The 22,630-nt window shown below is 64.8% G+C and carries 23 protein-coding genes; 7 read left to right on the plus strand and 16 right to left on the minus strand.

The window, feature by feature from the left end; translation table 11 throughout:
- The first annotated feature begins 8 nt into the window (after window positions 1-8).
- The gene (locus G6N47_RS04630) at window positions 9-1,019 is read left to right on the plus strand and encodes a prenyltransferase (RefSeq protein ID WP_083130389.1); all 1,011 of its coding nucleotides are present in this window, start codon (window positions 9-11) and stop codon (window positions 1,017-1,019) included.
- 27 nt (window positions 1,020-1,046) lie between these two features.
- On the opposite strand, the gene G6N47_RS04635 is transcribed toward G6N47_RS04630, so the two are convergent.
- A complete protein-coding gene (locus G6N47_RS04635; RefSeq protein ID WP_083130390.1) occupies window positions 1,047-1,922 on the minus strand; it encodes a cyclopropane mycolic acid synthase family methyltransferase in 876 nt (291 codons plus the stop codon).
- A 217-nt stretch (window positions 1,923-2,139) separates the two neighbouring features.
- On the opposite strand from G6N47_RS04635, the gene G6N47_RS04640 reads away from it, so the two are divergent.
- The gene (locus G6N47_RS04640) at window positions 2,140-3,036 is read left to right on the plus strand and encodes a cyclopropane mycolic acid synthase family methyltransferase (protein WP_083130391.1); all 897 of its coding nucleotides are present in this window, start codon (window positions 2,140-2,142) and stop codon (window positions 3,034-3,036) included.
- Window positions 3,037-3,057: 21 nt separating this feature from the next.
- On the opposite strand, the gene G6N47_RS04645 is transcribed toward G6N47_RS04640, so the two are convergent.
- The 5 genes from G6N47_RS04645 to G6N47_RS04665 form a co-directional block, all read right to left on the minus strand.
- Window positions 3,058-3,918: a cyclopropane mycolic acid synthase family methyltransferase gene (locus tag G6N47_RS04645; protein ID WP_083130392.1), complete on the minus strand. Its 861-nt coding sequence runs from the start codon at window positions 3,916-3,918 to the stop codon at window positions 3,058-3,060.
- Window positions 3,919-4,018: 100 nt separating this feature from the next.
- Window positions 4,019-4,879 carry a cyclopropane mycolic acid synthase family methyltransferase gene (locus tag G6N47_RS04650; protein ID WP_083130393.1) on the minus strand — a complete coding sequence of 287 codons (861 nt, stop codon included), beginning with the start codon at window positions 4,877-4,879 and terminating at the stop codon, window positions 4,019-4,021.
- 93 nt (window positions 4,880-4,972) lie between these two features.
- A complete protein-coding gene (locus tag G6N47_RS04655) occupies window positions 4,973-5,824 on the minus strand; it encodes a 3-hydroxybutyryl-CoA dehydrogenase (RefSeq protein WP_083130394.1) in 852 nt (283 codons plus the stop codon).
- Window positions 5,825-5,962: 138 nt separating this feature from the next.
- Window positions 5,963-7,249, minus strand: a complete 1,287-nt coding sequence (aceA, locus tag G6N47_RS04660) for an isocitrate lyase (protein WP_083130395.1) — start codon at window positions 7,247-7,249, stop codon at window positions 5,963-5,965.
- A gap of 264 nt (window positions 7,250-7,513) precedes the next feature.
- Window positions 7,514-8,308, minus strand: coding sequence for an acyl-[acyl-carrier-protein] thioesterase (locus G6N47_RS04665; RefSeq protein WP_083130396.1), 795 nt, complete (start codon window positions 8,306-8,308; stop codon window positions 7,514-7,516).
- A 131-nt stretch (window positions 8,309-8,439) separates the two neighbouring features.
- On the opposite strand from G6N47_RS04665, the gene ramB reads away from it, so the two are divergent.
- Window positions 8,440-9,852, plus strand: coding sequence for an acetate metabolism transcriptional regulator RamB (ramB, locus tag G6N47_RS04670; protein ID WP_083130397.1), 1,413 nt, complete (start codon window positions 8,440-8,442; stop codon window positions 9,850-9,852).
- Complete coding sequence (locus G6N47_RS04675; RefSeq protein ID WP_083130398.1) at window positions 9,849-10,397, plus strand: carboxymuconolactone decarboxylase family protein; 549 nt, start codon at window positions 9,849-9,851, stop codon at window positions 10,395-10,397. The genes ramB and G6N47_RS04675 overlap by 4 nt, the downstream gene beginning before the upstream one ends.
- Here G6N47_RS04675 and G6N47_RS04680 read toward each other — a convergent pair.
- From G6N47_RS04680 to exaC, 6 genes are all read right to left on the minus strand, one after another.
- A complete protein-coding gene (locus G6N47_RS04680; protein WP_139799351.1) occupies window positions 10,385-10,660 on the minus strand; it encodes a hypothetical protein in 276 nt (91 codons plus the stop codon). The two genes, G6N47_RS04675 and G6N47_RS04680, sit on opposite strands and share 13 nt — an antisense overlap.
- Before the next feature lie 5 nt (window positions 10,661-10,665).
- Window positions 10,666-12,063 carry a dihydrolipoyl dehydrogenase gene (gene lpdA / locus G6N47_RS04685; RefSeq protein WP_083130400.1) on the minus strand — a complete coding sequence of 466 codons (1,398 nt, stop codon included), beginning with the start codon at window positions 12,061-12,063 and terminating at the stop codon, window positions 10,666-10,668.
- 32 nt (window positions 12,064-12,095) lie between these two features.
- Window positions 12,096-12,440: a hypothetical protein gene (locus G6N47_RS04690; protein WP_372517502.1), complete on the minus strand. Its 345-nt coding sequence runs from the start codon at window positions 12,438-12,440 to the stop codon at window positions 12,096-12,098.
- Window positions 12,441-12,570: 130 nt separating this feature from the next.
- Window positions 12,571-12,849, minus strand: a complete 279-nt coding sequence (locus G6N47_RS04695) for a putative holin (RefSeq protein ID WP_139799352.1) — start codon at window positions 12,847-12,849, stop codon at window positions 12,571-12,573.
- 30 nt (window positions 12,850-12,879) lie between these two features.
- Window positions 12,880-13,371: a DUF779 domain-containing protein gene (locus G6N47_RS04700; RefSeq protein ID WP_083130403.1), complete on the minus strand. Its 492-nt coding sequence runs from the start codon at window positions 13,369-13,371 to the stop codon at window positions 12,880-12,882.
- Window positions 13,371-14,894 (minus strand): acetaldehyde dehydrogenase ExaC, encoded by a 1,524-nt coding sequence (gene exaC / locus G6N47_RS04705; protein WP_083130404.1) that lies wholly within the window; start codon window positions 14,892-14,894, stop codon window positions 13,371-13,373. The genes G6N47_RS04700 and exaC overlap by 1 nt, the downstream gene beginning before the upstream one ends.
- A gap of 56 nt (window positions 14,895-14,950) precedes the next feature.
- Here exaC and G6N47_RS04710 point away from each other — a divergent pair, with 56 nt between their 5' ends.
- The 3 genes from G6N47_RS04710 to mca are packed head-to-tail and all read left to right on the plus strand — an operon-like array spanning window position 14,951 to window position 18,566.
- Window positions 14,951-16,966 (plus strand): prolyl oligopeptidase family serine peptidase, encoded by a 2,016-nt coding sequence (locus G6N47_RS04710; RefSeq protein ID WP_083130405.1) that lies wholly within the window; start codon window positions 14,951-14,953, stop codon window positions 16,964-16,966.
- A 32-nt stretch (window positions 16,967-16,998) separates the two neighbouring features.
- The gene (locus tag G6N47_RS04715) at window positions 16,999-17,646 is read left to right on the plus strand and encodes an LpqN/LpqT family lipoprotein (RefSeq protein WP_083130406.1); all 648 of its coding nucleotides are present in this window, start codon (window positions 16,999-17,001) and stop codon (window positions 17,644-17,646) included.
- A 5-nt stretch (window positions 17,647-17,651) separates the two neighbouring features.
- Entirely contained in the window at window positions 17,652-18,566 is a 915-nt protein-coding gene (gene mca, locus G6N47_RS04720) for a mycothiol conjugate amidase Mca (RefSeq protein ID WP_169717237.1), read from the plus strand.
- Here mca and G6N47_RS04725 read toward each other — a convergent pair.
- The 4 genes from G6N47_RS04725 to G6N47_RS04745 form a co-directional block, all read right to left on the minus strand.
- Entirely contained in the window at window positions 18,563-19,111 is a 549-nt protein-coding gene (locus tag G6N47_RS04725) for a DinB family protein (RefSeq protein ID WP_083130407.1), read from the minus strand. The genes mca and G6N47_RS04725 overlap by 4 nt on opposite strands.
- Before the next feature lie 2 nt (window positions 19,112-19,113).
- The gene (locus G6N47_RS04730) at window positions 19,114-20,172 is read right to left on the minus strand and encodes a 3-deoxy-7-phosphoheptulonate synthase (protein ID WP_083130408.1); all 1,059 of its coding nucleotides are present in this window, start codon (window positions 20,170-20,172) and stop codon (window positions 19,114-19,116) included.
- A gap of 283 nt (window positions 20,173-20,455) precedes the next feature.
- Complete coding sequence (locus tag G6N47_RS04740) at window positions 20,456-21,034, minus strand: pyridoxamine 5'-phosphate oxidase family protein (protein ID WP_083130409.1); 579 nt, start codon at window positions 21,032-21,034, stop codon at window positions 20,456-20,458.
- A gap of 172 nt (window positions 21,035-21,206) precedes the next feature.
- Entirely contained in the window at window positions 21,207-22,520 is a 1,314-nt protein-coding gene (locus tag G6N47_RS04745) for a cytochrome P450 (protein ID WP_179966362.1), read from the minus strand.
- Window positions 22,521-22,630 lie beyond the last annotated feature (110 nt).

The following is a 22,630-nucleotide window of genomic DNA, read 5'->3' on the forward strand; positions in this document are numbered from 1 at the left end:
CACCTGCGATGTCCGACCTGACAGTCCGTTCCCGGCTCAGTTCGTGGGCATACGCCTTGCGCACCACCAACCCGCCGCCGGCCGCGCCGGTCGACGTCGTCACCCGCTGGCTTGTCGTGACCCGCGCCGCCGTGCTGCCGATGACGCTGTTCGCCGGCCTGGTCGCCGCGCTGCTGGCGGTCGGCCGGCCCGGGCTGGACTGGCGCTGGCTGGTCCTCGCCATCGCCGGAATCACGTTGGCGCACATCGCCAATAACTTGATGAACGACCTCTACGACACGCAGACCGGCACCGACAGCGCCAGCTATCCGCGGGCCCTGTACGCCCCGCACCCGGTGCTCTCGGGTCTGGTCAGCCGTCGCACCCTGCTCGTCGCGATCGCCGCGGTGAACCTTGCCGACCTCGCGATCCTGGTCGTGTTGACGTGGGCGCGGGGCTGGCCGGTGGTTGCCTTCGCGTTGTCCGGTTTTGCGTTGAGCGTCGCCTATACCGCGCCGCCGGTGCGCCTGAAGAAACGCGGCTTGGGCGAACCCGACGTCTTCGTGGTGTGGGGCCCGCTGATGGTGTGCGGGACCTACTACTCGGCGGTCGGCGCGGTCGGCTGGGACGTCCTGTTGGCGTCGCTGCCCTACGGGCTGCTGTGCACCACCGTGTTGATGGGCAAGCACATCGACAAGATCCCCTACGACGCGCCGCTCGGCATCCACACGCTGCCGGTGATCCTCGGCGAAACCCGCGCCCGCGCCGTCACGCTCGCCATGATGGTCGGCTTCTACGTGTTGGCGGCAGTCGCGGTGGCCGCGGGCGCGATACCGTGGCCGGCGCTGCTCGTCGTGCTGGCGCTGCCACGACTTGTCAAGGTATGGCCGTATTTTCGGCGCCCGCCGCCCGACGAGCCGCCGGCGGGATATCCGGTGTGGCCGCTGTGGTATGCGGCGCTGGCCTGGGTCCACGTCCGGCAGGCGGGTGCGCTGCTGGTGGTCGGCCTGGCGATCGGCGCGCTGTTACGCACCCTGTGACGTTGTCTCGCTTTGGAGAAGTAGCGCTCAGCCCTTGGTGAGGGTGAACTGCGCCACCTCGGTGATGCCGCGGTTGAAGAAGTCGGCGCATCCGGTCAGGTATCGCAAGTAGCGCTGGTAGACCTCTTCGGAGGTCGCGGCAACCGCTTCGTCGTGATGGGCCACCAGGTTCGCCGCCCAGGTGTCGAGGGTCCTGACGTAATGCGGGTTGAGCCGCTGGATGTCGGCGACCGAAAATCCGGCAGCGCTCGAATACTCGACGACGTCTTCTGCCGAGGGGACCTGGCCGCCGGGGAATATCTCCTTGCCGATGAACCGCATGAATCTCAGATCGCTCATCGTGATCGGGATGCCGTGCTTTTTCCAATAGCCCGGCGCGTGGGGGAATATCGTCTGCAGAACCATTCGGCCGTCGCTGGGCAGCACGCGATGGGCCATCTCGAAAAACGCCGCATACCGCTGTTTGCCGAACGCCTCGAACGCCTCGATGCTGACAATGCGGTCGACCGGGTCGTCGAACTCTTCCCAGCCGTGCAGCAGCACCTGATGGGAACGGCGCGTGTCGAGGCCGCCGAGCAGACGCCGACAGTAGGTGTGCTGATTCTTGCTCAAGGTCAGGCCGACGACGTTGACGTCGTAGTGCTCGATGGCGCGCCGCATCGCCGAACCCCACCCGCAGCCGACGTCGAGCAGCGTCATGCCCGGCGCCAGATCCAGCTTGGAAAGGTTCAGATCGACCTTGGCGAGCTGCGCCTCCCCCAGCGTCATGTCCTCGCGTTCGAAGTACGCGCAGCTGTAGGTCCGAGACGGATCCTGGAATAGCCCGAAAAAGTCATCGGACAAGTCGTAATGCGCCTGAACGTCCTCGAAGTACGGCCGCATTGTGGTCGCGCCCTTAGCCATATCTGGACCTCCGCGCATCCGTAGTTTGGCACCCGGCCTAACTCGGGTACCCACCGAAAATGGCCACAAACACCCGATCGCCCGGCCCTGCGTCACCCGGTTCCCCGCGCCCCGTCGGTGGCGCCAATACCGCTACGGCACATGCCGTTACAGACACACCCGCCATCCCGCCGGGGCCAATTGCAGCGCTCCGCGGCTGCGTATAAGGTCTGCGGCTATGACACACGGCCACGCTGAACTCAAGCCGGATGTCGACCACATCCAGTCGCACTACGACCGGTCGAACGAATTCTTCAAGCTCTGGCTCGACCCTTCGATGACCTACAGCTGCGCGTACTGGGAAGACGGCGCCACGACGCTGGAAGAGGCGCAGTACGCCAAACGTGAGCTGGCGCTCGGCAAGCTTGGGTTGAAGCCGGGGATGACCCTGCTCGACATCGGTTGCGGTTGGGGCTCGACCATGCGGCACGCGATCGAAAAGTACGACGTCAATGTCATCGGGCTGACGTTGAGCGAAAACCAATTGGTGCACTGCCAGCAAAAGTTCGACGAAATGGACAGCCCGCGGCGCAAAGAGGTGCGGCTTCAGGGCTGGGAAGAATTCGACGAGCCGGTGGACCGCATTGTGTCGCTGGGCGCGTTCGAGCACTTCGCCGACGGCATCGGCACTTACGAGCGCTACGCCGACTTTTTCAAGATGACCTACAACGTGATGCGCGACGACGGCGTCATGCTGCTGCACACCATCGTGGTGCCCACCGCCGAGGAGGGCGAAAAGCTCGGGCTGAAGAGGACGATGTCGCTGATGCGGTTCATCAGCTTCATCCGCAAAGAGATCTACCCCGGCGGCCGCTTGCCGCAAGTCGACATCGTCGACAAGTACGCCACCGAGGCCGGGTTCGACATCACCCGCCACCACTTCATCGGCAAGAACTACGTGCGCACTCTGGACACCTGGGCAAAGGCCCTGGAAGCGCACAAAGACCAGGCGATCGAGCTCAAGGGCGAGCAGATGTACGAGACCTTCATCAAGTACCTGACCGGCTGCCGCGAACTGTTCCGCGACGGCTACACCAACGTCTGCCAGTTCACAATGGAAAAACGGGCCGCTTAGCCGGCGGCCCGCTCAACAGCCTTACTTGGTCAGGGTGAATTGGCCGACGTTGGTGATGCCTTTGCGGAATAGGCCCGCGCATCCGGTCAAGTAGCGCATATACCGGTCGTAGACCTCTTCGGACTGCAGGGCGATGGCCTGTTCGCGATTGGCCTCCAGATTTGCCGCCCACATATCAAGCGTGCGGGCGTAATGCGGCTGAAGGAATTGCATCCTCTCGACCGTGAATCCCGCCGCTTCCGAGTACTCGACAACGTCTTCTTTTGACGGCAACTGGCCGCCCGGGAATATTTCCTCGCCGATGAATTTGAACAGCCGGACATCGCTCATGGTGAGCTTCATGCCGTTTTCCTGCATGTATTTGTACGTGTAGGTCATGATGGTGTGCAGCAGCATCCGGCCGTCGTCGGGAAGGATTTCGAAGGCGCGTTCGAAGAATGCGGAATAGCGTTCCTTCTTGAAGGCTTCGAAGGCGCCGATGCTGACGATCCGGTCCACTGGCTCGTTGAATTCTTCCCAACCTTGAAGCCGCACTTCGACATTGCGCTTCGTCGGGATCTTGGCGAGCCTGGCCTTGCTGTACTCGCACTGGTTGCGGCTCAGCGTGATGCCGATGACATTCACGTCGTAGTTCTCGATGGCCCGCTGCAATCCGCCGCCCCAGCCGCAACCGATGTCCAGCAGCGTCATCCCCGGCTCGAGGTTCAGTTTGCCCAGCGCCAGGTCGAACTTGGCGTTCTGGGCCTCCTCGAGGGTCATGTCGTCGCGCTCGAAGTATGCGCAGGTGTAGCCCATCGTCGGGTCGAGGAACAACGCGAAAAATTCGTCCGAAATGTCGTAGATCGATTGCGACTCTTCATAGAACGGCTTCAACTGCGTCATATGCAAACCTGCACCCCAGCGTTCAAATTTTTTCGGTCGCAAGCACCATACTCTGACGCCGGAACGCGTCGGGCACCGGCCTCTGATGTGACGCAGATCGCTATTTGATCAGCGTGAACTGCGCGACCTCGGTGATTCCCCGCCGGAAGAAGTCCGCGCAACCGACCAGGTACTTCATGTAGCGGTCGTAGACCTCTTCGGACTGGACGGCGACGGCTTGCTCACGGTTGGCCCGCAAGTTCGCGGCCCAGGTGTCCAGGGTCCGCGCGTAGTGGGGATTCAACGACTGGATCTGCTCGACCGAGAATCCGGCACCGGCGGAAAACTCGAGAATGTCTTCTTTGGCCGGCATCTGGCCGCCCGGGAAAATCTCCTGGCCGATGAAGCGCATAAACCGCAAATCGGTCATGGTGACCGGGATGCCGTGCTCGGACCAATACGTCCAGGGATGGGTGAACAAGCTGTGCAGCAGCATCCGGCCGTCGCCGGGCATGATGTCGTAAGCGCGTTCGAAGAATGCCGGATACCGCTCTTTCTTGAAGGCGTCAAACGCCTCCACGGTGATGATCCGGTCGACCTTCTCCTCGAATTCCTCCCAGCCTTGCAGCCGCGCCTCGGCGGTGCGCTCGGTCGGAATCGTGGCGAGCTTGGCCTTGCTGTACGCGTACTGGTTGCGGCTGAGCGTAATCCCGATGACGTTCACGTCGTACTTTTCGACCGCCCGCACCAGCGCGGCGCCCCAGCCGCACCCGACGTCGAGCAACGTCATTCCCGGCTCGAGATTCAGCTTGTCCAGCGCCAGATCCCATTTGGCAATCTGCGCCTCTTCGAGACTCATATCGTCGCGCTCGAAGTAGGCGCACGTGTAGGTCATCGTGGGATCGAGAAACAACGAAAAGAATTCGTCGGAAAGGTCGTAGATCGCTTGCGCTTCTTCGTAGTACGGTCGCAGTTTCGTCATTCCACCAGTACCTGTACGTCTTCAGTGCGGTGCTGCGCATACTTTACCGCAGCCCGAAAGGTCTGCTCCGCACCGCAACTCGTGGCCACGGCCTCAGTATGAATAGAAGCCCTGACCCGACTTTTTGCCCAGTAAGCCGGCTTCCACCATGCGCAGCAATAGCGGCGGCGGCGCGTACTGCGGCTCCTTGAATTCCTCGAACATCTTGTCGGCGATCAGCTTGCAGGTGTCCAGCCCGACCAGATCGCAGAGCCGCAACGGCCCCATCGGGTGCGACAGCCCGGCGACCACGGCCTTGTCGACGTCTTCGACGGTGGCGAACCCGGCCTCGACCATCCGGATCGCCGACAACAAGTAGGGCACCAGCAGCGCATTGACCACAAAGCCCGACCGGTCACTGCAACGCACCACCTGCTTGCCCAGCACCGCGCTGGCGAATTCCTCGGTGCGCGCGGCCGCGGCCTCGTCGGTGACAAGCGTGGACACCAGCTCGACCAGCGGCAGCACCGGCACCGGGTTGAAGAAGTGCAGTCCGAGCACCCGGCGCGGGTTCTTGGTGGCCGCGGCCAGTTTCATGATCGGGATGCTGGACGTGTTCGACGCCAGCACCGCGTCGGGATCGGTGATGATCTCGTCGAGCTCGGCGAAAATCTTCGCCTTGACGGCCTCGTCCTCGATGACGGCTTCGATGACCAGTTGCCGGTCGGCGAGGTCTTTGAGATCGGTGGTGAAGGTCAGCTTCTCGACGGCGCCGTCGCGCTCGCGTTCGGTGATCTTGCCGGCGCTCACACCGCGCTCCAGCGACTTCACGATGCGGTTGCGTCCCGCCGTGATCAGCGCCTCGGTGGTCTCGAAGATCGTCACGCCGACACCGGCGCGTGCCGACACCTCGGCGATCCCGGCGCCCATTTGGCCGGCTCCGATGACGCCTACTCGTTCGATCATTGTTTTCCTTTCGCCGAGCGTGAAGCCGTTGCGAAAAATCAGGCGAAAACTAGCAACAGCTTCACGCTCGGCGCAAAAGGCCTCAGTGGCTCGAGCCTTCGGTTCCACTTCCTCCTCGCGGGCCAGGCCCGCTCGTCGTCAGTGGAACTGGCCCTCTTCGGTCGAGCCCGCCAGCGCGGTCGTCGACGACGTCGGATCGACGGTGGTGGCGATCCGGTCGAAGTAGCCCGCACCGACCTCACGCTGGTGCTTGGTGGCGGTGTAACCGCGCTCCTCGGCGGCGAATTCGCGCTCCTGCAGCTCGACGTAGGCGCTCATCTGGTTGCGGGCGTAGCCGTAGGCCAGATCGAACATCGAGTAGTTGAGTGCGTGGAAGCCGGCCAGCGTGATGAACTGGAACTTGAATCCCATTGCGGCAAGCTCTTTTTGGAACTTGGCGATGGTCGCGTCGTCCAGGTGCTTCTTCCAGTTGAACGACGGCGAGCAGTTGTAGGCCAGCATCTGGTCGGGGAACTCGGCCTTGACCGCCTCAGAGAACTGCTTGGCCAGTTCGAGGTCGGGGGTGCCGGTCTCCATCCAGATCAGGTCGGCGAACGGCGCGTAGGCCTTGGCCCGGGCGATGCACGGGTCGATGCCGTTGCGGGTGCGGTAGAAGCCCTCCCGGGTGCGCTCGCCGGTGATGAACGGCTTGTCGCGCTCGTCGACGTCGGAGGTGATCAAGGTGGCAGCCTCGGCGTCGGTGCGGGCGATGACGACGGTCGGCACGTCGCACACGTCGGCGGCCAGCCGGGCCGACGTCAGCGTCCGGATGTGCTGCTGGGTCGGGATCAGCACCTTGCCGCCCAGGTGGCCGCACTTCTTCTCCGACGCCAACTGGTCTTCCCAGTGCGAGCCCGCGACACCGGCCGCGATCATCGCCTTCTGCAGCTCGAACACGTTGAGCGCGCCACCGAAACCGGCCTCGCCGTCGGCGACGATCGGCGCCAGCCAGTTCTTCACCGAGGTGTCGCCCTCGATCTTGGCGATCTGGTCGGCACGCATCAGGGCGTTGTTGATCCGGCGCACCACCTGCGGCACCGAGTTGGCCGGGTACAGGCTCTGGTCGGGGTAGGTGTGACCGGACAGGTTCGCGTCACCGGCGACCTGCCAGCCGGACAGGTAGATCGCTTTCAGGCCGGCACGAACCTGCTGCACCGCCATGTTGCCGGTCAGCGCACCGAGCGCGTTGATGTACTCCAGGTCGTGCAGCTGCTCCCACAGCACCTCGGCGCCGCGCCGGGCCAGGGTGTGCTCCTCCACCACGCTGCCCTGCAACGCCACCACGTCCTCGGCGCTGTACGTGCGGGTGACGTCCTTCCACCGCGGGTTGGTGTCCCAGTCGTGCTGGATTTGCTCGGCGCTTTTCGGCGTGCCAACAGTTGACATGGAGGTGCTCCTTCAGGTTCTTCGTCGCGCGGGGTCGTTGTTAAGCCCGCAGCAACTTCACTGGTCTGCTAAGTCGAACATGGCACAACTTAGCTCCGCAGGTCCACCCATTTCAGTTGCCAACTTCCGCTACGACTCGGCTCGATTTTGCAAAGTTTGCGAACCCTCGAAGTGTCTGAACCGGTTCAGATGATTACCGGTCAGTAACCAAATTGCGCAGGTCAACGGCGGTGTTTGCCGGTACGGCAGGCATGTGAGGAATGGCTACAGCGAGAAGAGCGACGCGACCGCTTTGGTCTCGTCGCCGACGGCGTATGTGAGCGTTGTAACAGTGCGATCCACCAGGCCCGGACCGAATTGCTCGGTCGAGCCGGGCGGGAAGACGTGCGAGATGATCTCCAGTTTGTCGCCGAGGGCGACGGGCGCGTCGTGCTCGATGGTGACCCGCAGCGGCACCTTGAACAGCTCCGGGTGCGACGCCAGGTAGTCCTCGATGACGCTCCAGTACACCGAGTTGTTCATGTGGTCGAACAGGTCGATGTCGGTGACCCGGACCGGGTACTCGTGGATTTCCAGGGCGTCATCGCGGCTACCGGCACTCAGATAAGCCTTCCACCGCAACCGGTCGACGTTGGTCGTGCGTTGCAGCCCCTCGATGAAGTCGTCCGCGATGCGCGCCGGCCCCTGGGTTTCCCGATTGATGTTGATCCAGAACGCCTCGGATTCCATCAGGCCGCCCTTGCGCCCGTCGATGCGGACCCGCATCTCACACCACCGGTTCGACGTCCCCGAGCACCAGCGGCGCAACCGCAGCATGTCCTGAAATTCGATCGGGCGGATCAGGTCGATCATGGTGCGCCGGACAATCCATAGCGGATGTGTCTCCTCAAAACCCAACTCGCGCAAGTGATCCTGGCCGATGTCCTGAATGTGGCGGGTGGCCGCGTCGAAGCGCAGCCGACCCTCACGGTCGATGTCGGCGACGCGCAGCGGCCATTCCCGGTCGAAAACATCGGGATGGCCGTCCGGCACCGGCATCATCACTTTGTCCAGGCTCACGGCTCCACTCCCCGGTTGCTCTCCCCCAGCCCTGCCGGGAATCATGCCAAACGACCACAGCGCCGCGCCAACGCACGCCACGGTGCGAACTCTGCTAACCACGGCTTCGCAAACGCCGGTAGCCTGGTCGCGTGCCCAAAACGTTCGTCGGCTCCCGCGTTCGGCAGCTGCGCAGCGAGCGTGGCTTCAGCCAAGCCGCGCTGGCGCAGATGCTGGAGATCTCGCCGAGCTACCTCAACCAGATCGAGCACGACGTCCGCCCGCTGACGGTGGCCGTGCTCCTGCGGATTACCGAGGTGTTCGGGGTGGACGCGACGTTCTTTGCCTCGCAGGACGACACCCGGCTGGTCGCCGAACTGCGCGAGGTGACCATGGACCGCGACCTGGACATCGACGTCGACCTGCCCGAAGTCGCCGAGATGGTCAACGCTCACCCCAAGCTGGCCCGCGCGATGGTCAACCTGCATCGCCGCTACCGGCTCACCACCGCCCAGTTGGCGGCCGCCACCGAGGAGCGCTACTCCGACGGCAGCGGCACCGGGTTGCTGACGATGCCGCACGAGGAGGTGCGCGACTACTTCTACCAGCGGCAGAACTACCTGCACGAGCTGGACACCGCCGCCGAGGACCTGACCGCCCGGATGCGGATGCACCGCGGCGATCTCGCCGGCGAGATCGCCCGGCGGCTCACCGAGGTGCACGGCGTGCACATCAACAAGCGCATCGACCTCGGCGACACCGTGTTGCACCGTTACGACCCGGAAACCAAGACGCTGGAGATCAGCAACCACCTCTCGTCGGGTCAGCAGGTGTTCAAGATGGCCGCCGAGCTGGCGTACCTGGAGTTCGGCGACCTGATCGACCGGATGGTCACCGAGGGCAAGTTCACCTCCGATGAGTCGCGCACGCTGGCCCGCCTGGGCCTGGCCAATTACTTTGCGGCAGCGACGGTCTTGCCCTACCGGCAGTTTCTCGACGTGGCCGAGAACTTCCGTTACGACATCGAGCGGCTCTCGTCGTTCTACTCGGTGAGCTACGAGACCATCGGGCACCGGCTGTCCACCCTGCAGCGGCCGTCGATGCGTGGCGTGCCGTTCTCGTTCATCCGCGTCGACCGGGCCGGCAACATGTCAAAACGCCAGTCCGCCACCGGTTTTCACTTTTCCTCGAGCGGCGGCACCTGCCCGCTGTGGAACGTCTACGAGACGTTCGCCAATCCGGGCAAGATCCTGGTGCAGATCGCCCAGATGCCGGACGGGCGCAACTACATGTGGGTGGCCCGCACCGTGGAGCGACGGGCATCGCGGTATGGTCAGCCCGGTAAGACCTTCGCGATCGGGCTGGGCTGCGAACTTCGGCACGCCCACCGGCTCGTCTACTCGGAAGGACTCGACTTGTCCGGCGACAACGCCACCCCGATCGGCGCGGGCTGCCGGGTCTGCGAACGCGACAACTGCCCGCAGCGGGCCTTCCCGGCGCTGGGCCGCGCCCTCGACCTCGACGAGCACCGCAGCACGGTGTCGCCGTACCTGGTGAAGCAATGACGGGCACGGACGTCGGGCGCATCCCGTCGGGAGGGTTTCGCGAGCTGGGGCCGATCAACTGGGTGCTCGCCAAGCTGGGTGCCCGCACCGTCCGGGCACCCGAGTTCCATCTGTTCACCACTTTGGGACAGCGCCAACTGCTCTTCTGGGCCTGGGCCTTCTACGGCGCCCGGCTACTGCGCGGACGGCTGCCTGCCGTCGACACCGAGTTGGTCATCCTGCGGGTCGCGCATTTGCGAGCATGCGAATACGAGTTGCAGCACCATCGCCGAATCGCGCGCAAGCGAGGGCTCGACGCGGACATGCAGGCCGCGATTTTCGGCTACCCGGATGCCCCCGACCGGTTCAGCGACCGGCAACGGGCGCTACTGGCGGCCACCGACGAGTTCGTCAAGCAACGCACGATCACCGACGGCACCTGGCAGCAGCTGGCCAGTCACCTCGATCGGCGCCAGCTCATCGAATTCTGTTTGCTGGCAAGCCAATACGACGGGCTGGCGGCCACCATGTCCGCCCTTGACATCCCGTTGGATCACCCGGAGTAAGTGGCGGCCAGCACGCCGAGCGTCAGCAGGACCGGAAGAACCGGCAGCCCAAAGGCAAACGCCGCCAACGAATAATTGCGCCGTCGCCGCAGCCGCCGTCCCCAGAGCACGGCCCAGATCGCGAAACCCACCGAGAGCGCCAGGACTATCAGACTCCAGGAGCCCACGGTGCCCAGCGCGGCACCGACCGAAATCGCCACTAGCCACCCGACGTAGCCGACAAGTGCTCCGCCGGCGGCGCTCCAGACGGTCTCGGCACGCACAGCGGTCAGAAGTTGATCATGTGTCCGGTCAGGCCGTGGAAGCATTCCTGCAGCGCCTCCGACATCGTCGGATGGGTATGCACGTTGCGCGCCAACTCGTTTGCGGTCAGATCCCATTTTTGCGCCAGGGTGAGCTCGGGCAGCAGCTCCGAGACGTCGTGTCCGATCAGGTGTCCGCCGAGCAGCTCGCCGTAGCGGGCGTCGGCCACCAGCTTGACGAACCCGCTGGGGTCGCCGAGGCCGTGGGCCTTGCCGTTCGCGGTGAACGGGAACTTGGCGACCTTGACGTCGTACCCCTCCTCGCGGGCCTGCTCCTCGGTGAGCCCGAAACTGGCAACCTGCGGCTGGCAGAACGTCGCGCGCGGAAACATGCGGTAGTCGCCGAGCGTCAAAGTCTCTGCGCCGGCGATGGTTTCGGCCGCCACCACACCCTGCGCCTCGGCGACGTGCGCCAACTGCAGCAGCCCGGTGACGTCGCCGATCGCGTAGATGTGCGGCACGGAAGTGCGCATGTTGTCGTTGATGCCGATGGCCTTGCGGTCGGTCAGCGCCACCCCGGCCTTGTCGAGTCCGTAGCCCTCGACGTTCGGGGCAAACCCGATGGCCTGCAACACTTTATCGGCCTTGAGTTCCTGCGACTGGCCATCTTTGCTGACGGTGACGGTCACCTGCGCGCCGTCGTCGTTCATGCCCTCCACCTTGGTCCCGGTGAGGATTTTGACGCCCAGCTTCTTGAACTGCTTTTCGATCTCCTTGGATACCTCGGCGTCCTCGTTGGGCAGGGCGCGCGAAAGGAATTCGACGATCGTCACGTCGACGCCGTAATTGGCCAGCACGTAGCCGAACTCCATGCCGATGGCGCCCGCGCCGGCGATGATGATCGAGCCGGGCAGCTCGCGGGACAGGATCTGCTCCTCGTAGGTGACGACGTTGCCGGAGAGCGACGTGCCCGGCACCAGTCGGGTGCTGCTTCCGGTCGCGATGATCGCGTTGTCGAAGGTGACGGTGTCGGTGCCGCCGTCGTTGAGTTCGACCGCCAGCGTGTTGGGGTCGGTGAACCTGCCGTAGCCGTGGATTTCGGTGATCTTGTTCTTCTTCATCAAGAAGTGCACACCGGCGACCCGGCCCTCGGCCACCTTGCGGCTGCGGTCGTAGGCGATGCCGTAGTCGAAGGTGGCCTCGCCGCTGATCCCGAAGGTCTTGGCTTCCTTGGTGAAGATGTGGGCCAGTTCGGCGTTGCGCAGCAGCGACTTGGACGGGATGCAGCCGACGTTGAGGCATACGCCGCCCCAGTATTTGGGTTCGACGACTGCGGTGTTCAGACCCAGCTGGGCGGCGCGGATCGCGGCGACGTAACCGCCGGGTCCGGCTCCGAGGACGACGACGTCATAGTGAGAAGTCACGAGCTCACCCTAACGGGCGTGCTCGCGCGGGGTCAGTAGGGAATGATTCCCGCCAGGCAGTGGCCCGTCGTGTGGTCGCAGTAGAAGGCGCCGTAGAACGGCGCCGCGGCGGCGACGGAGGCAAACACCGCCGACATCATCGCGATCCCCAGCGCCGAGAGCAGCGGCCGGTCGGGCACCATCGCCAGCATCAGCGCGGCGACGACGCACACGACGACGTAGACCAGGGTGACGAAGACGACCGGGGTCTTGTGTGGGGAAGGGTCGCGCGTCCACCAGTAGAAGAGCCCCGCTCCGATCCCCGCCGCGGGGACCCACACCGCGACGAGCAACAGGACGTAGTGCCACCACTTCAGGTAGTGATAGCGGCTGGGCACCGTGATCGACGGCGCCGGCGCGGGGATGGGCTCGAGCGGCGGCGGTGCGTCCGCGGCACCCTTCGCGACGGCGTGCGCGTCGGTGTCGAAGCTCGGCGTGTAGGGCTCGGTCTTCGGCAGGGATTCGTCGTCAGACAGGGGTCATCACCTCGATCAGCGCGAGCGCACCGAACCACCCCGGCGCCACCGCGAGCGTGAAGGCGCCCAGCGCGCTCACCCATCGCCGCCGGGAGATCAAGATCAGCAGCAGCCCTGCGGCGCTGGGCAATCCGACCACCAGCGCGATGACGACGTCGGGCCGGATTCGGGCACTGACGAGCAGGGTGGCCGCTGTTCCCGCTAGCACCCCGACCGCGACGCCGACCAACATTGCGCTGGTCAGCATCCATGGGCGCGGTAGCGGAATCACGGCTTACGACGATACTGCGGTAGCTGGCAGCTAGCGCGGTACGCGATCGGCGCGCCCCCGTGGTATTGAGCACGCGTCAGCAGCCTCGGCCACGACCGGACTCCGGCTCGGTGGTCGCTCACCGCGCGCGTAGGCCACGCCGGTGATCACCGGGCCGCTTGACAGCGCCGCGTTCTCGTCGTCGCTGAAGGCCCGCCCTCGCGACAGAAACCGCATGCCCTCGGGGGCTTCCAGGCTGAACCCGCCGCCGCGTCCGGGGACCACGTCGATGACCAGCTGGGTGTGTTTCCACGCGTCGAACTGCGGGCCCGAGATCCACACCGGCACCCCGTCTCCGACGTCTACTACCCCGAGCAGCACGTCGCGGTCGCCGACGATGAAGTCCCCGTCCGGGTAGCACATCGGCGAGGACCCGTCGCAGCACCCGCCGGACTGGTGGAACATCACCGGTCCGTGCCGCTCGATCAGCTCGCCCAGCAGCTTCGCGGCGGCGGCGGTGATCACCACCCGGGGCGGCACCATCAGAAGAAGCCTTGCGCCTTATCCGAGTAGGACACCATCAGGTTCTTGGTGTTCTGGTAGTGGTCGAGCACGACCTTGTGGTTCTCCCGCCCGAAGCCGGACTGCTTGTAGCCGCCGAACGCCGCGTGCGCGGGATACACGTGGTAGCAGTTGACCCACACCCGGCCGGCCTGGATGTCGCGCCCGGCCCGGTACGCGGTGTTGCCATCTCTTGACCACACTCCGGCGCCCAGCCCGTAGAGGGTGTCGTTCGCGATGCCGATGGCGTCGTCGTAGTCCTTGAACGACGTCACCGCGACGACCGGCCCGAAGATCTCCTCCTGGAAGATCCGCATCTTGTTGTTGCCGGCGAAGATCGTCGGCTGCATGTAGTAGCCGCCGGACAGGTCGCCGCCGAGCTCGGCGCGCTCACCGCCGGTGATGACTTTGGCGCCTTCATCCTTGCCGATCTCGATGTAGGACAAGATCTTTTCCAGTTGGTCGTTGGAGGCTTGCGAGCCCAGCATGGTCTCGGTGTCCAGCGGGTCGCCCTGTCGAACCGCCTTGGTACGGATGGCCGCCAGTTCCAGGAACTCGTCGTAGATGTCGGCCTGGATCAGGCTGCGCGACGGGCACGTGCACACCTCGCCCTGGTTGAGCGCGAACATGGTGAAGCCTTCCAGCGCCTTGTCCTGGAAGTTGTCGTTGGCAGCCATCACATCGGAGAAGAAGATGTTGGGGCTCTTGCCGCCGAGCTCCAGCGTGACCGGGATCAGGTTCTGGCTGGCGTACTGCATGATCAGCCGCCCGGTGGTGGTCTCGCCGGTGAACGCGACCTTGGCGATCCGGTTGCTCGACGCCAGCGGCTTGCCGGCTTCGGCGCCGAATCCGTTGACCACGTTGACGACTCCGGCCGGCAGCAGGTCGCCGATCAGACTCATCAGATAGAGGATGGAGGCCGGGGTCTGCTCGGCCGGTTTGAGGACGACGGTGTTGCCGGCCGCCAGCGCCGGCGCCAACTTCCAGGCGCCCATCAGGATCGGGAAGTTCCACGGAATGATCTGGCCCACCACGCCGAGTGGCTCGTGGAAGTGGTAGGCGACAGTGTCCTCGTCGATCTGGGACAGCGTGCCCTCCTGGGCGCGGATGGCGGCGGCGAAGTAGCGGAAATGGTCGGCAGCCAACGGGATGTCGGCGGCCAGCGCCTCACGGATCGGCTTGCCGTTGTCCCACGCTTCGGCGAGAGCCAGCTTGTCGCGGTTGGCGTCGATGCGGTCGGCGATGTTGTAGAGAATCGCCGCCCGCTCCGCCGGCGCGGTCTTGCCCCACTTGGGCGCCGCCGCGTGAGCGGCATCGAGCGCCCTGTCGACGTCGGACTCGTCGGACCGCGGCACCTCGCAGAACGTCTGACCGGTCACCGGCGTCGGGTTCTCGAAATAGCGGCCCTGAGCCGGCGCCACCCACTCGCCCCCGATGAAGTTGTCGTACCGGGACTCGTAGCTCATCAGTGCCCCGTCGGACCCCGGACGTGCAAAGACGGTCATCGTTTCAGCTCCTCGTCGTTTCCCGTGATACAACTCACACTACCGCTGCGGCGACAATGGCTTCCATGGCGGCTGACGAGCTCGACGACCCGTATCTGTGGCTGGAGGACATCACCGGCGACGACGCGCTCGATTGGGTACGCGCCCGCAACGAGCCGACGGTGTCGGCGTTCGGCGGTCCCGATTTCGAGCGGATGCGGGCCGAGGCTCTCGAGGTGCTCGACACCGATGCCCGCATCCCGTATGTGCGTCGCCGCGGCGAGTACCTGTACAACTTCTGGCGCGACGCGGCCAACCCGCGCGGGCTGTGGCGGCGCACCACGTTGGAGTCTTACCGCAGCGACTCACCCGACTGGGATGTGCTGATCGACGTAGATGCCCTGGCCGCGGCCGACGACGAGAACTGGGTGTGGGCCGGCGCAGTGGTCATCGAACCCGAGTACACCCGGGCGTTGATCAGCCTGTCGCGCGGCGGCTCGGACGCGGCAATTGTACGCGAATTCGACATCGTGACAAGGACATTCGTCGCTGACGGGTTCGAGCTTCCCGAGGCCAAAACCAACATCGGCTGGGCCGACCCCGATACCGTGTTGGTGGGCACCGACTTCGGCGACGGCTCGCTGACCGAATCCGGCTATCCGCGGATCGTCAAGCGCTGGCGGCGCGGCCAGCCGCTGGCCGAGGCGACGACGCTGTTCGAGGGGTCACGCAGCGACGTGATCGTCACGGCGGGCGTCGACCGCACACCGGGTTTCGAGCGGACGATGGTGCGGCGCGCCATCGACTTCTTCAACGACGAGGTCTACGAGCTGCGCGGCGAGGAGCTGATCCGCATCGACGCGCCCACCGACGCGACGGTCTCCGTCCATCGGCAGTGGTTGCTGATCGAGTTGCGCACCGACTGGTTCACCGGCAGCGCCTCGTATGCGGCGGGGTCGCTGCTGGCCGCCGACTACGACGAATTCCTCGCCGGCACAGCAGAGTTGACGGTCGTGTTCGAGCCCGACGAGCACACCGCGCTGAACCACTACGCGTGGACCCGTGACCGGCTCGTGGTGGTCACGCTGGCCGACGTGGCCAGCCGAGTCGAGATAATCGAGCCCGGCAGTTGGGACCGACGACCGGTCGACGATGTGCCGGCCAACACCAACACCGTCGTCGTGGCCGCCGACGACCTCGGCGACGAGATCTTTTTGGACTCCAGCGGATTCGACACGCCGTCGCGGCTGTTACATGGCGCCGCGGGCGGACCGCTGCACCAGATCAAGTCTGCGCCGGCGTTTTTCGACGCCGACGGCCTGTCGGTGACGCAATACTTCGTGGCGTCGGCGGACGGCACGTCGATTCCGTACTTCGTGGTGCGGCCGCGCGATGCCGCGGGTCCGACGTTGCTTGGTGGCTATGGCGGGTTCGAGGTGGCGCGCACGCCGGGATACGACGGAGTGTTGGGCCGGTTGTGGCTGGCGCGCGGCGGCACCTATGTATTGGCCAACATCCGCGGCGGCGGTGAGTACGAGCCGACCTGGCACACCCAGGCGATGCGCGAAGGCCGCCATCTGGTCGCTGAGGACTTCGCCGCGGTGGCAAGGGATTTGGTGGAGCGCGGCATCACCACCGTCGGGCAGCTCGGGGCGCAGGGCGGCAGCAACGGCGGGCTGCTGATGGGCATCATGCTGACCCAATACCCGCAGCTGTTCGGCGCGCTGGTGTGCCAGGTGCCGCTGCTGGACATGCGCCGCTACCACCTGCTGCTGGCGGGTGCCTCGTGGGTGGCCGAGTACGGCGATCCCGACGACCCCGAGGACTGGGAGTTCATCTCCGAATACTCGCCGTACCATCATATTTCGGCAGATGCGCAGTACCCGCCGGTGCTGATCACCACGTCGACCCGCGACGACCGGGTGCATCCGGGTCATGCCCGCAAGATGACCGCCGCGCTGGAGGCGGCCGGGCATCGGGTCTGGTACTACGAGAACATCGAGGGCGGGCACGCCGGCGCGGCCGACAACGCGCAGGTCGCGTTCAAGTCGGCGCTGAGCTTCTCGTTCCTGTGGCGGATGCTGAGTACTTGACAGAGCAAACAACGAAGGTGTGGTGTTGTGGCATGCGATCGCCGTACGCGCTATGTGCGACGGTCGCTGCCGCCGCGGCGCTGTTCGCAGTGCCCGGCTGCACCAGGGTAGTGGCCGGTATTGCCGTACCGAGCGCTGGCGGCGTAAGCGCGAACAGCGCTGCGTGCGAGCACGTTTCTGCGCCGTTGACAGCGATCCAGACGCATGCGGCCGGTGAGCCGCAGTTACGGATTCCCCAGCCGTCCGACTGGCAGCGTAACTCGATGCTTGATTCAGAGATGATTCGCTTCGCGATGGCAAACCAGAAACTGACTGCGGACAAGTTCACTCCTACAGCCGTGGTAACCCTCGAATCGGCGCCCGGCATGACCCAAGATCGCCAAAAGATATTCGAACAGGAACGAGCGACGCTAGTAGATCGGCTGGGGGCCACCGACCTGCGCAGCACCGAAACATCCCGCTGCGGTCAGCCAGCTGTGCTGACCAGCTTCAACGCCCCTGCGATGGGCCGGATTCCGCCGCGGAAAGCCAAGACGCTCATGGTGTTCGGCGCCTTCAGCGGCCGCACCTACGTTGTCACGGTCACCGTTCAGTCGACAGATCCGGACAACCCCACATACGCGCGCGACACGCAAACCATACTGACCGGGTTTCAAATGTTGCCGCCCGAGGCAGGCTGATCGCTATGCGGCTCATGGCGGTGCACGCCCATCCGGATGACGAATCGACCAGGGGCACAGCCACGTTGGCCAAATATGCGGCTGAGGGCCACGACGTGTTGGTGGTGACGCTGACCGGCGGTGAACGCGGCGACGTCCTCAACCCGGCGATGGACCAGCCGGGCGTCAAAGACAACCTGGCCGAGCTACGCCGTACTGAAATGGCCAGGGCAGCAGAGATTCTGGGTGTCCAGCATCGCTGGCTTGGCTACGTCGACTCCGGGCTGTTTCACGCCGATTCCCAGCTGCCGGCCGACTGTTTCGCCGAGGTTCCCCTGGAGGAGTCGACGGGACGGCTGGTGGGACTGATTCGCGACTTCAAGCCCCATGTGATGATCACCTATGACGAAAATGGCGGCTACCCCCATCCCGACCACATTCGCTGCCACCAGGTTTCGACGGCCGCATACCAAGCCAGCGGTGAACCCAGCGCCTATCCGGAGACAGGAACCCCGTGGACGGTCGCCAAGATCTATCACATCCACCAGCCGATCCGGATAACGTTGTCGATGGTCAAACTTGCCGGACGACTGGAGAAGCTTTATCGGGCGGGCGCCCGATTTCTGCCTAACCGTCCGCACATACCTCGAATTCGGTTACGACTTGATAGTCGAGCACTCCGGTTGGTAGAAGCCTTGAGGCGCCTGCCATTGCAGCGGCCCAGCACGCTCACCGAGATCAGCTGCAGTGAATACTTCGGTGTACGAGACGCGGCATTGCGCGCCCACGCAAGCCAAGTCGACCCGAACGGGTTCTTCTTCGTCATTCCGCTGGAGTGGAGACAGCGGCTCTGGCCGACCGAAAAGTTCCGGCTCGCTCATTCCCGGGTTCCCGCATCAGTCCCGGAATCCGATCTGTTCGCGGGTATTGCCATCGACTAAGCGCCGCCGACCACCGCGCTGATCCGGCGAATATCGGCAAGATGGTGGACGCCTTCGTGCATTGCCTGGCGGACAAGCCAACGGGCAGTGCGATGTTCGCCTGGCAGGCGAGTCGCGGTCCGATCCCACTCCGCTTCGCGGGTGTGGGCGATTTCCTCACAGAACCCCGCCGTCGTCGCCGCAAGCTCGTCCAGCACTGCTGCCACGTCGCGATCGTTGTAGCGGAACCGTCGCGCCCGTAGGTCGTTGAACATCGGCTCCAGCATCGGCTGGTCCTCGGTGCGGGTGCGGTGCAGCCGGATGGTGAAGGTGAGGTAGACGTCGCGCAGATGGCAGACATACTCGGTGATTGACCAAACTCGCGGAGTGGGACGCTGCCGCAGCGCCTCGAGCGGGACGCCGGAGAGTGATTCACGAACCGTGGCCGCCAAACCGCCGATGACCTCGACGGCCTGCTCGATGGTGATCTCCGGATAGGCCAAAGCGCAATCCGCGCAAACATGATCTTCTGCCGCGAGCGGCGGTAGCTGGCTGTCGCTGGTCATGTTCAGCCCTTCGCTGCGTAGAGACCCGCCAACACGTCGGCGGTGGTGGACAAGTCCATGCACGGATCGGTCACCGATCGGCCGTATACCAACTCCCCGCTCAGCGGTTGCGCGCCTGCGACCAAGAAGCTTTCCAGCATCAGGCCGGCGATGCCGCGTTCGCCCGCGCCGATGCGTGCGGTCACCTCCGCCGCGACCTGCGCCTGGCGGACGTGGTCCTTACCGGAGTTGGCATGCGAACAGTCGATCATGACGTGTCCGGGCAATCCCAGTTTGCGGAGTTGCGCGACCGCGGTAGCCACCGAGGCGGCATCGTGGTTGGGACCGGCAGAGCCGCCCCGCAGGATCACATGGCAGTCGGGGTTGCCCGTCGTCTCCACAACGGCTGCGCGGCCGACGTTGTCGACGCCGAAAAAGCTGTGTGGTGCGGCCGCGGCTTTGACGCCGTCGATCGCGACCTGGATGGCACCGTCGGTGCCGTTCTTGAATCCGACCGGCATTGACAGCCCGGACGCCAACTGCCGGTGCACTTGTGATTCGGTCGTTCGGGCGCCGATCGCGCCCCAGGCGACCGCGTCGGCGATGTACTGCGGGCTGGTGGGCTCCAGGAACTCGCAGCCCACCGGCAGGCCGAGGTCGATGACGTCGAGCAGTAGCCGACGGGCAGTGCGCAGTCCGCGTGCGACGTCGAAGCTGCCGTCCAGGCCCGGATCGTTGATCAGTCCCTTCCAGCCGACAGTGGTGCGGGGTTTCTCGAAGTAGACCCGCATCACGATTTTCAGTCGGTCGCCGTAGATGGTGGCGAGCTCGGCGAGGCGATGTGCGTAGTCCAGCGCGGCGGCCGGATCGTGGACTGAGCAGGGCCCGACGACGACCAGCAGTCGGTTATCGCGACCGCCCAGGACTGCGGCGATATCGTCGCGGTCGCGCTGGACGGCCTCGGCCCGGGCCGACGTCAGTGGCAGCTCGGTGCGGATTGCGTTGGGCGCCGGGATTTCTCGGAATGCGACGATCCGGCGGTCGCTGGTGTCGTTTGTCGCGGCACTACTGGCGGTCGACATGGGAGGTTGTGCCTTTCTGTGATGGTCCAGGGCACGCCCACTGGTTCCCGATGCCCTGAAAAACGAAAAGCAGCGACCTTCTGGTCACTGCTTGGGCTCCGGGTATCGGTCGTGCGCCGACTCAGTCAGACGCTCCATGCACGGCCCCACCCGGAGCCGAGATAAAGCGCCAATACGCGCGCACGGCGATGTTCACGTCGGCGAACTTACCACGGGGCGCATTCAGCCGCCCAGCCAAGCGCCGTCCCGTGCTGGTAATCCAGCCTGATCTATACAACGCCAGTCACGGCTCGATTGTCGACGGCAGAGGATGGTCGGGCTCTAGCGCAGGCAGGCCATCGATGCTCTGACGGTTGTCGCCACTGATTCGATGCGCGAACTTCTCGTCGGGCTGCTTGGTGTGATGCGCATCGAGGACGGGCCGCTCACCGACGAGCTCGTAGTAGGGTACCGAGAAACCACAGGCGTCGGCGATCCGCTCGACGTCGATCACGATGGCCGCCCGTATACCAGGATGCTGCATCCCGAAATATGGTCTGAGACTGTCGAATTCGACATCGTCGGGCCTTACCACCCGTCCGGTGCCAAACAGCCGCAGGATCCGCGAGTTTCGGGCAAACGAGCAGAACATGACGGTGATCCGACCGTTGTCCCGCAGATGCGCGATCGTTTCTGCGCCACTCCCGAACAGGTCGAGATAGGCAACCCTCCGCTCGTCGAGCACGGCGAACGTATCGCGATATCCCTTGGGCGACAGGTTGACCCGCCCTCCCTCCGAGGGAGCCGTCGCAACGAAGAACATGGCCTGTTGCCGAATGAACTCTTGCAACGACTCGTCGACACGCGAGAACACCTTCGCCACGTACTCCCCTTCCGTCCTGCGCCCGGCACAGACCCGCAGCCTAACGAGGTGAACGGGGCGAGCGCGACTGAGATTTGCCTCTCGCCCTGAGCGCTATTCAGGAGAATCGGCCGAAGGGCAACCCGGCGTCAGGTCTGCTCGGCGAGTTTATCGAGGGTTCCGCAGCCGGACTTCATCGCGCGGCCCAGGTAGCGCCAGTTCGGAACCCGGTCTTCGCGGGTATGTGTCGGAAACCGCGCAAGGTGGCCAGTCCGCGTGGTGTGGGAGTTCCGTCGAGTTGTAGAGCAGGGAATCGTTCGAACAATGCGCGCAGCGCGATCGTGGCTTCCATGCGGGCCAGGCCGGCGCCGAGGCAGGCATGGACGCCGCTGCCGAAGGACAGGTGAGCCTTGGCGTTGGCTCGCGTGATGTCGAAGCGGTCGGGATCGGCGAACACACCGGGATCGCGGTTGGCGCCGCCAAGCAGCAACGCGACCGTCTCACCGGCGGCGATGCAGTGCCCACCAAGTTCCAGATCGCAGACCGCAGTGCGGAACGCGATTTGCGCCGGGCTGTCGAAGCGCAAAACTTCCTCGACCGCGCGCGGCCACAAGTCAGGGTCCTCGCGCAGCATCGCCAATTGAGCCGGGTTGTGCATCAGCAGCACGATCGCGTTGCCGATCAAGTTGACGGTCGTGTCGAATCCCGTGCCAGCCAGTAACACCGCGGTCACACCCAGTTCGCGCCGGTTAAGGTCGCCGCCGCGGATGATCTGGCTGAAGATGTCCTCGCCAGGTTGGATACACAAGCGGTCGGTATGGTCCGCGAAATCTCGGGCGCTGTCCCGCATTGCCTGCATGCCCCGGCGAAATGTCTTCCAAGACACGCCGATATCCAGCAGCGGCGCTCCCCGCTCACCGTGTTCCAGCAACCGCGGTCGCAGTTCCTCGGGTAGTCCGAGTACCTCGGCGATGATCGTCACAGGTAAGGGAGTCGCGAAGTCGGCGATCAGGTCGGGGGATGGCGTGGATTCCAGCCGGTCAAGCAGCTGATGGGTGAGCTCGATGGCTCGGGTGCGCAATGTGTCGATCGCGTGGGGCGTGAACGCATGCGCAACGGGTTGCCGGTAGCGGCTGTGGTCGGGCGGATCGACCTGCAGCATCGACGGTGGTTCAGCCGGGTTCGGCAACCGCGTGTCCGCTCGGCGAATTAGCCACTTGATCGGTTTCGGAAGATCCATATTGGTTGGGGAAGGTACCCCGAACCTGTTGTCTCGCAATATGGTCCGGCATAGTTCATAATCGGCCGTCACCGAGACGAATCGCGTGCGTTTCACACGGCCGGCGGCGCGGATCTGTTCTATCAGCGGATACGGATCCCCTCCGCGCTGCGGGCCGATGAGAAGGCGCGCAAGCGGCTCTCCGCGTCGCGCCTGCACCGTCAGAAACGCCCGCGGCACACCATGCATCGTGGCCCACCGAGCCCACATACCCGGCCGAGTAGCCATTCCCCTTCGCTCCAGTTCATCCGCGCGGTTCACAGCTGGCTGCGAGACGGTCGAACGCAATATGTCTCCGAGGTCCAATGCTACGACGGGTGTCACAGGCCCGGCATCAA

It is taken from the genome of Mycobacterium branderi (genome assembly GCF_010728725.1).
In the GTDB taxonomy this organism is placed as follows: domain Bacteria; phylum Actinomycetota; class Actinomycetes; order Mycobacteriales; family Mycobacteriaceae; genus Mycobacterium; species Mycobacterium branderi.